Annotated in this window: 13 protein-coding genes; 3 read left to right on the top strand and 10 right to left on the bottom strand. The window is 40.2% G+C overall.

Annotated elements, in window-relative coordinates; all coding sequences use genetic code 11:
• Positions 1 to 122 precede the first annotated feature (122 nt).
• Positions 123 to 632 carry a CvpA family protein gene (locus AC6F75_RS06915; protein WP_500714229.1) on the top strand — a complete coding sequence of 170 codons (510 nt, stop codon included), beginning with the start codon at positions 123 to 125 and terminating at the stop codon, positions 630 to 632.
• Here AC6F75_RS06915 and can read toward each other — a convergent pair.
• The 10 genes from can to AC6F75_RS06865 form a co-directional block, all read right to left on the bottom strand.
• Entirely contained in the window at positions 629 to 1,264 is a 636-nt protein-coding gene (gene can, locus AC6F75_RS06910) for a carbonate dehydratase (RefSeq protein WP_500714228.1), read from the bottom strand. The two genes, AC6F75_RS06915 and can, sit on opposite strands and share 4 nt — an antisense overlap.
• Positions 1,265 to 1,385: 121 nt before the next feature.
• Positions 1,386 to 2,135, bottom strand: a complete 750-nt coding sequence (locus AC6F75_RS06905; protein ID WP_500714227.1) for a tetratricopeptide repeat protein — start codon at positions 2,133 to 2,135, stop codon at positions 1,386 to 1,388.
• Positions 2,136 to 2,137: 2 nt separating this feature from the next.
• Positions 2,138 to 3,901 (bottom strand): BatD family protein, encoded by a 1,764-nt coding sequence (locus AC6F75_RS06900; protein ID WP_500714226.1) that lies wholly within the window; start codon positions 3,899 to 3,901, stop codon positions 2,138 to 2,140.
• Between the two features lie 94 nt (positions 3,902 to 3,995).
• A complete protein-coding gene (locus AC6F75_RS06895; protein WP_500714225.1) occupies positions 3,996 to 4,787 on the bottom strand; it encodes a tetratricopeptide repeat protein in 792 nt (263 codons plus the stop codon).
• Entirely contained in the window at positions 4,784 to 5,824 is a 1,041-nt protein-coding gene (locus AC6F75_RS06890; protein ID WP_500714223.1) for a VWA domain-containing protein, read from the bottom strand. Before AC6F75_RS06890 ends, AC6F75_RS06895 begins: the two co-directional genes overlap by 4 nt.
• A 1-nt stretch (position 5,825) precedes the next feature.
• Positions 5,826 to 6,833, bottom strand: coding sequence for a VWA domain-containing protein (locus AC6F75_RS06885; RefSeq protein ID WP_500714222.1), 1,008 nt, complete (start codon positions 6,831 to 6,833; stop codon positions 5,826 to 5,828).
• Positions 6,830 to 8,482 carry a DUF4381 domain-containing protein gene (locus AC6F75_RS06880; protein ID WP_500714221.1) on the bottom strand — a complete coding sequence of 551 codons (1,653 nt, stop codon included), beginning with the start codon at positions 8,480 to 8,482 and terminating at the stop codon, positions 6,830 to 6,832. Before AC6F75_RS06880 ends, AC6F75_RS06885 begins: the two co-directional genes overlap by 4 nt.
• On the bottom strand, positions 8,483 to 9,352 hold the full coding sequence (locus AC6F75_RS06875) for a DUF58 domain-containing protein (protein ID WP_500714220.1): 870 nt from the start codon (positions 9,350 to 9,352) through the stop codon (positions 8,483 to 8,485).
• A gap of 86 nt (positions 9,353 to 9,438) precedes the next feature.
• On the bottom strand, positions 9,439 to 10,443 hold the full coding sequence (locus AC6F75_RS06870) for an AAA family ATPase (protein ID WP_500714218.1): 1,005 nt from the start codon (positions 10,441 to 10,443) through the stop codon (positions 9,439 to 9,441).
• 144 nt (positions 10,444 to 10,587) lie between these two features.
• The gene (locus AC6F75_RS06865) at positions 10,588 to 11,367 is read right to left on the bottom strand and encodes a DUF4382 domain-containing protein (protein WP_500714217.1); all 780 of its coding nucleotides are present in this window, start codon (positions 11,365 to 11,367) and stop codon (positions 10,588 to 10,590) included.
• A 159-nt stretch (positions 11,368 to 11,526) separates the two neighbouring features.
• Here AC6F75_RS06865 and AC6F75_RS06860 point away from each other — a divergent pair, with 159 nt between their 5' ends.
• Together AC6F75_RS06860 and AC6F75_RS06855 are read left to right on the top strand one after the other, a co-directional pair.
• Positions 11,527 to 12,282: an SDR family NAD(P)-dependent oxidoreductase gene (locus tag AC6F75_RS06860; protein WP_500714216.1), complete on the top strand. Its 756-nt coding sequence runs from the start codon at positions 11,527 to 11,529 to the stop codon at positions 12,280 to 12,282.
• A gap of 55 nt (positions 12,283 to 12,337) precedes the next feature.
• Positions 12,338 to 13,345 (top strand): DUF5929 domain-containing protein (locus tag AC6F75_RS06855; protein ID WP_500714214.1); only part of this gene is annotated, 1,008 nt, incomplete at its 3' end.

The following is a 13,345-nucleotide window of genomic DNA, read 5'->3' as shown; positions in this document are numbered from 1 at the left end:
GCTTCCCAGCGTGCTTTTAATTCTTCGTCTCTTGCCATTAATTATTAATTCTGATTTGAAGCTGCAAAGATACAAACCCGAAACGAAGTTTTAGTATATTAGCCTGACATAACCCGATAAACATGAATGTTCTCGATATTGTTTTAGGTGTATTCCTTCTTGTGGGCCTTTTTCAGGGGTTTAGAAAAGGGTTTTTTGTTGAATTGGCCTCACTTGTTGGGTTGATATTGGGCGTAATCGGTGCCATTTATTTTTCCCATTTTGTTTCCGGATTTTTGATAAAATTCATTAGCTGGGAAGAACAAACTGTCAACCTTGTTGCTTTTGCGATTACTTTTATCGGAATTGTGATTTTGGTCTCAATGTTGGCTAGAGTACTTACTCAAATGGCCGATATTGCTGCACTGGGGTTAATCAATAAGTTTTTTGGTGCAGTTTTTGGGTTGCTTTCATCAGCGTTTTTCCTGAGTGTTTTGTTATTGTTTTTTAATTCGTTTGAACAGGATTTTTCAATTTTAGACGAAGAAAAAAAGGAAGCTTCCATATTGTACAAGCCGGTTTCTTCGCTTGCGCCTATGGTGCTTCCCAAATTGATTAAAGAAATTAATGAATATATCGAACCTGCTGACTAAAAATCAAGCTGATAGACTTCGTCAAGTTTCGAGTTATTATGAACTCTTGACACAACTTCCTGTACAACTCCTTTTTTGATTGAATACACCCAGCCATGAAGCATCAAATCCTGATTGTTTTTCCAGGCGTTTTGAACTATGGAAGTTTTGGCAAGATCAAAAACCTGCTCACTCACGTTTAGCTCAACAAAACGGTCAAAACGCTTTCCTTCATCATCAATGGCGTCAAGTTCATCTTGATGCAAACGGTAAGTGTTTTTTATGTGCCTGATCCAGTTGTCTATAATTCCGTAAGATTTATTTCCCATCGCCGCCTGAACACCTCCACATCCGTAATGGCCGCAAACAATGATGTGTTTAACCTTTAATACATTTACCGCATAATCGACAACGCTTAGCATATTCATATCGGTATGAACAACCAAGTTGGCAATGTTCCTGTGGACAAACACCTCACCGGGCTGTGCGCCGATGATTTCGTTTGCCGGCACACGGCTATCTGCACATCCAATCCAAAGTAGTGGTGGTTGCTGACCTTTAGCTAATTTCTCAAAATAATCGGGGTCTGCTGAAAGTTTGCTTTCTACCCATTTTTTGTTGTTGTCAAGTAATGATTTATAAAATGCATCCATGGTTTTTGTGTATTAAAAGTCTAAATTTTGGACTTGTTTTCGCAAGCTAAATTAGTTTCAAATATATTTAAAAACTTTGGAGGAAAAGAATCTTTAGAAGTTGAAACGAAAATTATGAGGTTTACAGCTCTTTCAGGTGCTCTTTAAGCATCCAGCCTTCTTTGCCGTCTGCAAGTTTGATGCGCTTCCAGTCATCTACTTCGCTGATTATTTTTACTTTGGTCCCTTCATGAAGGGTAAAGGAAACCTCGCTTCTCATAACCGGCTCACTTCTTACCTGAGTGGAAGCCGCAAAAACAATTCCTGCTCTTTGATCAACTACAAGATCATAATTTTTAAAAGCAAAGAAAACGCTGAGTAAGCCTATAAATAATGCTACCATAGACCCTGAAAAAAAGATTCTTTTACGTGATGAGGCTCCGGCAAAATAGTAGAAAATAAATAATACACTAAATAACACAATAAAAATTACTGCTGCAATTGCCCAACGGTCATAAGAGTACATTTGGGAGATGTTTGCAATCCAGGTGTTAAATAAATTTTTTGGAAGTGGCTCTATGATGTCCACGGTACTGTTTTGTGCAATGGCCAAATTGTTCCTGATTTCTGCGTCACCCGGGGCGAGTTGTAAGGCCTTTTCGTAAAAATAAATGCTTTCTGCAAGATTATCAATTTTAAAATAGGCATTTCCTAAATTAAAATACAAGGCAGCAGAATGATCGCCTGATTCAAGTATTCTCTCCCAGGAAGTAATTGCTGATTCATAATTTCCGTCTCTGTACTGATTGTTTCCTTGCTCAAACAGGGCTTCATTTTGGCCAAAGGACAACATTCCCCAAAACAATAAAAGGAACAAAAACCTGCTCTTCATAATTATGAAATTTGCTTATCAATTTTAGACAATACTTCTACGGCTTTTTCATAATCCAATTGTATGGCACCTTCTGTAGTTGGGGTATAGCGTGCATATTCACAACTCTTGAGTAAACCTATAAATTCTGTGCTCACTTCAGCTGACACTTTTCGGTCAAGCAAAATCCCTTCAATGCGTTCTTTTGAAAATTCTGAAGTTTCTATGGAAAGTTTTGCTTTCAGGTAATTGTGAAGTGCGCGCTCCAAAGCGTCATAAAACTGCTTTTGGTCGCCTTGATTTCGTTTGGCTTCAGAAAGGTATTTCTTGGCCAGTCTGTTTGCTTTTTTAAGGCGTTGTCCGGCAATATCACTCTCCATTTCTTTTTGCTTTCTTCCTATGAAGATAATAAGCGGTAACAACAATAAAGGCCCGGAAAACAAGGTCCAAAAAACGGGTGATCTGAAAAAAGCCGGTTGATCGACTGCAACAAGATTAGGCTCGAGTTTTATGTATTTAAATTGTTCATTTTGTTGTACCACGGGTTGCCTAAAGGCTCCCTGTGGCGATGCGGGCATAGTGCCTGAAACCGAACCACCTTCCACCTGGATAAAAATTTCATTGGAAGTGATTGTTTTGTAACTCTGGGTTTCCGGGTCAAAATAGCTGAACGAAATAGGCTCAATGGTATATTCACCCTGAAACTGTGGAATAATGGTATAGCTTTCTGAAATAGAACCTCGCATTCCGCTTTGAGTGGTGCTCACTCGGTCTTTAAACTCGGGTTGATATACTTCAAAAGCTGATGGTGTAACAAGACTTGGCGGTCTAAAAAGCTTCAGGTTGCCGGTGCCACTGACATCAACAGTAAGCTCAAGGGATTCACGGGCAGCCAAACTAGTTTTGTTTGAGTTTACTTTAAAATCAAACTTTCCTACAGCGCCTGAAAAATTTGCAGGTTGCCCGTCTAGCGGTAATGATTTTACATCAATAGTTCGGGTTCCGGAAGATAGAGTCCTGTTAACCCGTGTCATAAAAGGCCTGCCAAAAATATCCCTTCTGTTGGTTCTCACCTCCATCTGAACATCGAGTGAAAGGGGTTCAATTTCGAGTTTTCCTGATTTTTGAGGATACAGCACCGTGCTTCTAAGTATAGCATAGCGGTAAGGCCTTCCCCGATAAGTTCCTTCCTGAACATTGAGTTGAGGGCTGTCAATATTCTGGCTCCAGAAATCGGTGTATTTTGGGTTGTCAATCACCCGCCATCCGCTCACAGAAGTTTCGGGAGATACATAGAGTTTATAGGTAACTGTTATGGCTTCGTTGAGGTATGGGTTTGCTTTTGATATCTCGGCAACAAGATGAATATCTCCTTCTGAAACGATTTCGTTATTATCACCATCACTGGGCTGGTCAACGGCTGCCACTACTTCAATGTCAATGGGCACGGTTTTGTATATTTCGCCATCAATTTCAATGGAAGCCTGCCCTATAGTGAAAGTTCCTCTTGCAGTGGGTGACAAGAAGTAGGTAAAAGTTTTTGAGTATGTGCGCTGCCCGTTAATCCACAAATTACTTACTGACTGATTTGGTCCGGCTACTACTCTAAAACCCGCAAAATTAGGCGGCTGGAAATTGTCACCATCTTTATTCATTTCAAAATCTACACGCAAACGCTCGTTGATGCCGAGTTTTTCTTTACTCACCTTAGCAACAAACTTTACCTGTGCAAACACAGGGCTTGCAAAGAGAAACAGCACAGCGATAAGTATAAGTTTTGCCTTCATCCTGATTAGATTACAGTTGCGAAATTAAACTTTGTTTTTACTCCATGGTATTAATCTTTACTTAAAAAAAGTAAAAATATTTCTAAACATCTTACTACCAGTCCTTTTCAGGCTTGGTTTTAACGCCTTTTTGCCTTTCGGAGTTGATTTTTTCCTGGACTTTTCGCTCTTCATGATTCATGGCTTCCAGCAAACTCTGGATTTGCTGTGGTGAAAGCCTTCCTTCTCTGGGCTCGGGCTGTCCCTGGTTATCACCCTCCTGTTCATCGGCTTCAGTTTGCTCAGGAGATTGTTGTTCTTGGTCACCCTCATCGCCTTTGTCTTCACTATCGCTATCCTGACTGCCCTGATCTTGCTCTTCCTGGCTTTCACCTTCCTGCTCATCCTGGCTTTCTTGTTCCTGCTCGTCTTCACTTTCACCACCTTCATCACCGTGCTCTTCAAGCATTTTTTTGGCCAATGCTAAATTATACCGGGTTTCTTCATCACGTGGGTTATTGCGCAAGGCATTTTTATAGGCTTCGACAGCAGCACGGTATTGCTTTTCATTCATAAATACATTGCCCAGATTGTGATAAACCTTGTGCTTTTCTTGTTTGGTTTGGGCTACTTCGGCAGCTTGAATGTAGCGTTTGCCGGCTTCGGCATTTTTGCCCAGACCATAATAGGCGTTCCCTAGATTGTATTTGGCTTCGGTGTTTTTGGGGTCAGTGGAAATCACCCTTCTCAATTTCGCTTCAGCGGAAGCGAAATCGCCATCATCAAGGCTTTTTTGTGCCTGTGACAACAACTGCTGATTTTCTTTTGCACGCGCCAGTTCCTCTTTTGATTGTGAAAAACCAAAAGTTGAAAACAACATCGTTATGACAAGAAACAGTAGTCTCATTGTTTTTTTTCGTTAAACAAATTCAGTTTATTGAGCCAAAGCGTTTTTCGCTCCAGCAGGAAAATATCTAAAAACAAAAGCAACAATGCCACTCCCAAAAACCATTGGTATTGGTTTTTAAATTCTGCAAATTGCATGGTTTCAAATTCTTCCTTGTCAAGGGTGTCCAAAAATTTGGTAACCTCATCCACTACCTGAGCCGTAATGTCGCCATAGAGAAAGATTCCTCCTGTAATGCTTGAAATTTCCCTTAAAATATCTTCTTCCATTCTGGTAATGACACGCTCTCCGTTTCGGTCGCGCATGTATTCCAGCAACACTCCGTTGCGTTTGATGGGTATGGGTCCACCGGTGGGTGAGCCCACAGCTATGGTGATAATTTTGATGCCTTCAGCGGCTGCTTCTCCGGCAAAGGCTGCCACATTGCCTTGATGGTCTTCACCGTCTGAAATGATGATGAGCACCCTGCTTGTTTCGCTGCCATTGGTGAAATAGGTTTTTGAAAGTTCAATGGCTTCAGCGATGGCAGTGCCTTGTGAGGAAACCATGTCAGTATTCATCGAAGTTAAAAACATTCTGGCAGCATTGTAATCTGTTGTGATGGGAAGTTGCGGAAAAGCACTTCCGGCATAACCGATGATGCCCACCCTGTCACCACCCAGCCTGTTGAGCAACTGGTTGACAATTTGTTTGGATTTTTCAAGCCTGTTTGGCGCAATATCCTCGGCAAGCATACTTTTGGAAACATCAATGGCAAATACAACATCAACACCTTCGCGAGTGACTTCTTCCATTCTCGTCCCCATTCTGGGGTTGACCAAAGCGCCTACTAAAAAGGTCAATGCAAGACAGAAAATAATGATTTTTAAAACGGGCTTGAAGGTGGATCTTAATGGACTCAACCTCTCAAGGGCTTCTTTATCTGCAAAGCGCTTTTGTGCTCTTCTTTTCCAAAAATGAACGGCAAGAAACAAGAGCAACACCAGCGGTATTATCGCCAGATAGTATAAATAGTATGTTTCTTCAAGTTGGTACATTTTAAACAAAACTTCTAAACAAGGTGAAACGCAATAACAGTTCAAACAGCAACAATACTCCGCCCAGTAAAATCAATGGCCGGAATTTTTCTTCATAGGAAGTATATTGAAACTCTTCAATTTCGGTGCGCTCCAGTTTGTTGATTTCTTCATAAATTTCCTCAAGCTTAGTGGTGGTTCCGGCTCTGAAATATTTTCCGCCAGTTGATTTGGAAATTTCCTTTAACAGCTCCTCATCAATTTCAACAGGCATATTGGCATATCTGAATGTGCCGTTAGGGTTTATGGCAACAGGCGACATGGCCGTTCCGGTGGTGCCAATTCCAATTCCGTAGACTTTAATATCAAAAGCCAGGGCCAGCTCTGTGGCAATCCTCGGGTCAATAAATCCTGAATTGTTCACTCCATCTGTTAGCAGAATGATTACTTTGCTTTCAGAGGGACTATCCTTCAATCGGTTAACCGCTGTTGCTAATCCGTCACCAATGGCGGTTCCGTCTTCAATGGCGTTGCCGTAGGTAATGCTGTTTATGGCGTTCACCACCACATTTTTATCAATTGTTAATGGTACTTGTGTGTAACTTTCGCCGGCATAAATCACAATCCCAAAGCGGTCGTTGGGCCTGTCCATCACAAAGTTTGAAGCTACTTTTTTTAATGCTTCCAGCCTGTTGGGTCTTAAATCCCGGGCCAGCATACTTCCCGAAACGTCAATCGCCATCACGATGTCAATACCTTCAGTGGTTTTGATTCTCGATGTGGTATCCACATTTCTGGGGCGGGCCATAGCAACAATAAATAAAGACAAAGCCGCCAATCGTAAAACAAAAAGCAGGGGTCTTAATTTTGCCAGCCAATTTGAACTTTTTTTAAACCCTTTAATAGCGGAAAGTTTTACTGATGCCGTTGTTTCATTTCGTTTCCATAAATACCACGCCATGGCCACCGGCAGTGCCAAAAACAGCCAGAAAAACTCGGGATTTACAAATTCAAAATACACAGGTATCATCGTTGTTGTATTACTTCAATTTCTACTGAGTTTAACACTCTTTCTTTTATTTGTTGGGCATAAAAGTTCACTTTGTCGGTTACAATAAGGATTTCCTGCAAGCTTCCATCCTGAGCAAATATAATTAGTTCATAATCACTTTTGCTCTTCTTATACCTGTTCTTGCCTAAATGCACATTAAATTCACCGGAAGCTTTTACACCCACAATTCCTTTTTCAGTTGTAAATGGCTCATCCATTACAATCAGATTAGTTGCGCCTGATTCTTCAAGCAACAGGAGTTTTTCTTCTAAAATTTCTTCCAGATTTACCTGAGACATTTCAGCTATTTGAGATGCTCCAACATACACATAGATTTCTTTCTGAATGTCTCCAAAGGTGAAGATGTCATCCAAATCTTTTGAAATCACAAAGTCTTCTTCAGCAGATGTCCTTACTAAAACCTCAGGAGTTTCCATAACAACCGCGGGACTTCCATACTCACTTTTGATCCAGGTTCCTTCAAGCAGCGATTTGGTGTAATTGCCAAATACTTTGTCTTTTACCGTTTGAACTCCAAAAATGACCGAAAGGATTATACCTGTCAACACAATGACCGAAGCAATAGAAGCCAAAATAACTTTTAGTTTCTTTCTTTTCTTTTTCTTTAAAAGTTCCTCCTGATACAGGGCATCTTTAAGCTTTTCTTCCTCACTGGGCTCCGGGATAGATTCGTGGGTGACTTTGATGATTTCCTCAATCTCCGTTCTGTCTAACTGCGCCTGACCACTTTCCATCTGCATTTTCGCAAATTTGATTAAGTCTGCGCGTTTCAGGATTTCTCTTAGTTTATTGATGGTGGCCTTGTCAAATTCCAGTTGACCCGCGTCTTTTTTGAGTTCCAGTTTGGCGATGAGTTCATCTGTGGTGCTTTCAAGGGCGGCTTCATCGACTTCACGGTCGAGGTAGCGTTTTACAATTTCAGTGAGTGAGGAGTAATAATCCTTCACCCTCTTTTCTTTTAAAAACGCTGAACTGTCAAGGGTTTGCAATGCAACCAATGCTTCTTCAAACGGCGGAAGTTGTTTTCTGGCTTCTTCCCTTTTCTTCTTTTGGTGTAAAATCAAATAAACCATCCCGGCTATGATTGCCAAAAACAATAACACCCAAAGCAAGTATTTTAGCCAATTGGTTTTCACGGGCGGCACATCCATAAAGGGCTTGATGTCAAACATCGGTTGTATGAGGGTGTCAACGACAACATCAGCAACCTCAACAAGCAAAGTGTCTGTATAAAAAACACGTTCATTAATCAGAACCCGCTGTTGCGGAATGGTATATCTTCCCGAGTCAAATTGTGTGAGTCCGTATTTTTTTAATAGCCGGGTTTTATCGCTTTCAAAAGTGGTGTCTGTGGGATAGAATTCGATAACTTCTAATGGCAGGAATGATTGCTCTTCTGGAAACTGCACAGTTTCAGTGGAATCAATCCTAACCTCAATACTGTAGATAAATTCTTCCCCTATTCTGAGCGAAGTTGTGTCAAGTGTGGCTTTAACTTGTGAAAACGCCTGGAAAGAAAAAAACAATAAAAACAAAACAGTCAACACCGAAAATCTTCGGCCAAGGGAATTGTTTTTTATTAAATATATCGTTTTCACTTTATTCATTTATGCCCTTTGTTTAAAATAGGTCATCAGTTTTTTCACATAACTTTCATCCACCCTGCAGTTCATTGTTCCTGCTCCGCTTTTACGGAAGCTTTCTTGAAAAAAACTTACTTTTTCAATATAATATTTCGAATAGTTGGCCCTTACTTTTTTTGAGGTGGTGTTCACCACAACAGTTTCACCGCTCTCCTCGTCTTTTGCAAGGATTACACCAAGGTTGGGGATTTGTTCTTCCCTTTCGTCATAAATGCGAATTCCGGTAAGGTCGTGTTTTTTGGCGGCTATTTTCAGGGCACTTTCATAATTTTCGTCAGTGATAAAATCTGAAATCACAAAAGCGATGGCTTTTTTCTTCTGCACGTTTGCCAAAAACTGCAAGGCCTGATCGATGTTGGTTTTTTTGCTCTTTGGTTGGAACTCAATCAATTCCCTGATAATACGCAACACGTGGGACTTCCCTTTTTTTGGCGGAATGTAAAGTTCAATCTGGTCTGTAAAAAGTGCCAGGCCAATTTTGTCATTGTTTTGTAATGCCGAAAAAGCGAGCGTAGCGGCTATTTCAGTAATGATTTCATTTTTAAACTGTTTGGTAGAACCAAAAATTTCTGACCCACTGATATCCACAAGCAACATCAAGGTGAGCTCTCTTTCTTCTTCAAAAACTTTTACGAAGGGCTCATTGTAGCGGGCGGTAACGTTCCAGTCGATGTTTCTAACATCATCTCCAAAATAATACTGTCTCACTTCACTAAACGTCATTCCCTTTCCTTTAAAAGCACTGTGATACTCCCCGCCAAAAAGGTTATCGCTCAACCTTCGGGTTTTGATTTCAATTTTGCGTACTTTTTTGAGAAGCTCTTTAGTATCCATAATGGGTTTTAAGTTTAGGCTCTAAATTGCAAAATATTTTTAATTCGCAAATTTCTAACCACTATTAACCAATAACTATTAACTAATTATGGTACTTCTATTTGATTGACAATCTTGTTTATCAAATCTTCGGAAGTGATGTTTTCGGCTTCGGCTTCATAGGTAACCCCAATTCTGTGGCGCAACACGTCGTGGACAACGGCTCTAACATCTTCAGGAATTACATAGCCCCTGCGCTTGATAAAGGCATAACATTTTGAAGCAATGGCAAGGTTGATGCTTCCACGGGGTGAAGCGCCATATTGTATGAGTGGCTTGATTTCTGCCAAGTTGTATTTTTCCGGATTTCTTGTGGCGAATATGATGTCGAGGATATATTTTTCGATTTTCTCATCCATATACACTTCGCGGGCGGCACTTTGAGCGCGTAGAATTTGTTCCAAAGTCACCACTTGATTAACCTTAGCGAAACTTTCTTTCAGGTTTTGCCTAATGATGAGTTGCTCCTCGGCCATTTGCGGATAGCTGATTACCGTTTTTAGCATAAAGCGGTCCATTTGCGCTTCAGGCAGTATATAGGTTCCTTCCTGCTCAATGGGGTTCATCGTTGCCATAACCAGAAACGGTTGGTCAAGCGTATAGGTCTCTTCACCAATGGTTACCTGTTTTTCCTGCATAGCTTCGAGCAAAGCCGATTGCACTTTTGCAGGAGCACGGTTAATCTCCTCGGCAAGGATAAAGTTGGCGAAAATGGGGCCTTTTTTGATGCTGAAATCATTCAGTTTCATGTTGTAAATCAGCGTTCCAACAACATCTGCCGGAAGTAAATCTGGTGTAAATTGAATACGGCTGAAAGTTCCGTGAACGGCTTGAGAAAGGGTATTGATGGCAAGTGTTTTTGCGAGACCGGGAACACCTTCAAGTAAAATATGTCCTCGACCCAATAAACCTATAAGCAATCGTTCAACCATATACTTTTGGCCAACAATTACCTTATTCATCTCCATAGTGAGAATGTCTACAAAAGCACTTTCTATTTCTATCTTTTCGTTTAATGCCCCAATGTCAATTGTAGCGTTAGTTTCTTCCATAATCATTGATTTTTAGTAAAGTATTTTGCGAACGCAAATTGAAAAATTATAATCATTTATCTTGTTAACGATTGGTTAAAAATAAAACAGGCAGCACTTGTTGGTGCTGCCCGTTGTTTTATTGGTTTATTTCAACATAAATTTCTAGAGCAAAGTAATCGTTCCAAGTGCCGTCACGTTGCCGTTTGTAACTACCACATTGTCAACAACCTCTACCTGTAATCCTGATGTAACTTCGGGTTCGATGGTTACTGTGTAAGTTCCTTCCGGTACACCGTGCAGTACAAAATCACCCTCTGCATTGGTATAAGCAGAAATGGTATCAACACCATTTGTAGCCGTTACCAATACCTGAATTCCAAGTGGCAATACTGTGCCTGATATTGCTCCAGACTCAGCAGCTGTACTGGCTCTGATAACCGGTTTTAACAAGTAATTGCCATTACCTTGAACAACAATGGACTCTTCCACGTCAAAGTCAAGCATAAAGTCATACAATATACCTGGTTCTAGTGTTTGGTTAATATTAAGCTTTAATCCAGATTGTTGAGCACTTGGTGTTTGAAGTGGGTAGGTCTCTCCATCAACCACAATTGAGTTTTGAGAACCTAAAACAAGTCTCATCTGCGTAATATGCCCTGATGGAACTTCCTCATCGGCCAATAAAACACTTATACCACCTGTAAGTTCAAGCAAGTCGTAGATGCCGGCATTGATTTGACCAAGTGAAACTTCATTTTCACTGTTGCTGTACTTAATCACTACGTCTTGAACATCAACATAAACATGGTCATAGTCACCCGGGGCATCGGTTAAACTTACCATAATTCTTGACGTTTGCTCCTGACTGTTGTCATCATCGCTACAGGCTGTAAAAAACACGGTAGCCAATGCTAAAAAACTGATTTTCAATAACTTTTTCATAATTCTTCTGTTTTTATGGTTAATCTTTAATTTGTAAGATAACTTTTGTTATTGCCTGAAATTATATTATTAACAAACCTTAACGCACTGCTTAACTAAAAATTAACTGCAGGGGTTAACTAAAAAAGTACTAATTTTAAGTTTTTGAAACAATCAACTATGACACATAAAATCGCCCTGATAACAGGTGCCACATCGGGTATTGGGCTGGCAACTGCAAGACTTTTCGCCGAGAACGGGTATAGTTTAATTATTTGTGGAAGAAGAAATGAAAGGCTTGAGGAATTAAAACAAGAACTTAAATCCAAAACCCAAATTCATATTTTGAACTTTGATGTGCGGAATCAAAAAACTGTTCAAGAAAATATTTCAGGTATTCCAGATGAGTTTTCAAAAATAGATATTCTTATCAACAATGCAGGAAATGCTCACGGATTGGATAAATTTCAAGAAGGAAGCCTCGACGACTGGGACGCGATGATGGATACCAACGTGAAAGGTTTGCTTTATGTCACCAAAGCTGTTTTGCCGGGAATGCTTGAAAGAAACTCCGGGCACATTATCAACATTGGGTCAACGGCTGCCAAAGAAGTGTATCCCAAAGGCAATGTGTATTGTGCCAGTAAGGCAGCGGTAGATGCTATCAATCAAGGTTTGCGCATCGACTTAAACGGAACCGGGATAAAAGTGGGTGCCATTCACCCGGGATTGGTTAAAACTGAATTTAGTGAGGTGCGTTTTAAGGGGGATAAAGAACGGGCTGACAAGGTATATGAGGGTTATCAACCATTGTTGCCTGAAGAAATTGCCGAAATTATCTGCTTTATGGTCTCACGGCCAAAACACGTGAATATTGCTGATTTGGTTGTAATGAGTATTGATCAGGCGAGTAGTACTATTGTGAATAAGAATTAGGAAATTTAAAAATGAAATTCCTCCCGACAGCTATCGGGACGGGAATTTGTTAGCTATGATTAACAAACGCCTACTTATTAAAAACTTGCTGGCCCATAACGATGAGTGCAGCTTTTATGATAAAAAGTTGCGTTTTGATTTTAGCAACAGAGAGGGTAAGGCCAAGTTTTTAAAACACATTTGTGCGTTGAGCAATTCCAACCCAAAAAACAATTCATACATCGTTGTGGGTGTTGATGACAGTACAAATGAAATTGTGGGTGTTGACTTTTTTGACGACAGTAAGATTCAAAATCTAGCCAATGCCTATCTTGATCATGCGCCTTTGATTTCCTATGAAAATATTCCCTTTCCACATTTAAGTGAGGGAAAAGTAGTAGGACTGGTAACCATTCGCCCCAATAACAAAATCACCTCGCTGAAAAAAAATATATGGAAATACTGGGGTGGCAGTGTATTTTTTAGAGACGGAAGTATCTCTATGCCCAAAGTGTTTGATATTGAAATCAAAGATGTCAACTCGAGTATTGTTGCCGAAATAGAAACTCATGCCAAAAACAATATAGAACTTACACTGGAAGGGGTGATGGATTTTGTAGTAAACAGGCACAAAAACCTGAAGGCGCATTACAAAGTATTTAAGGAAATTTTTGTGGTGTGTTGGGCTGGAATTCCGAAAAGAGTAAAAAACAGCACCTTTTATTCCAGGGTGGATATCGAGTTAATCAACGAGCAGGTGCGTTTGTTCTATTCGGCTTTGGATGAAATCACTATCGATTATACTGATGATTATTTTAAAATAGTGGAATATGTCAAACTGGGCTTGCATTCAGGCGCTAAATATTATCCACTTGAAGAATTGACCATTATTTTTAACGAAAACGGTTCATACAGCATTGATAGCAACCTGATTTTTGAACCGCCACAATTTGATAAAAAAACCTTGTTTCACATTTACAATACCAACAATACCCTGATTGAAAAACTAAAAAAGAACATTCCCTTAACCCCGCGTGAAGCAAAGGATATCACCAATCTACCCGCAACCTATTTGTTGTGTTAC

It is taken from the genome of Planktosalinus sp., assembly GCF_059864935.1.
The sequence above is the reverse complement of the archived record's forward strand: the minus strand, read 5'-3'. Positions and strand labels throughout refer to the sequence as shown.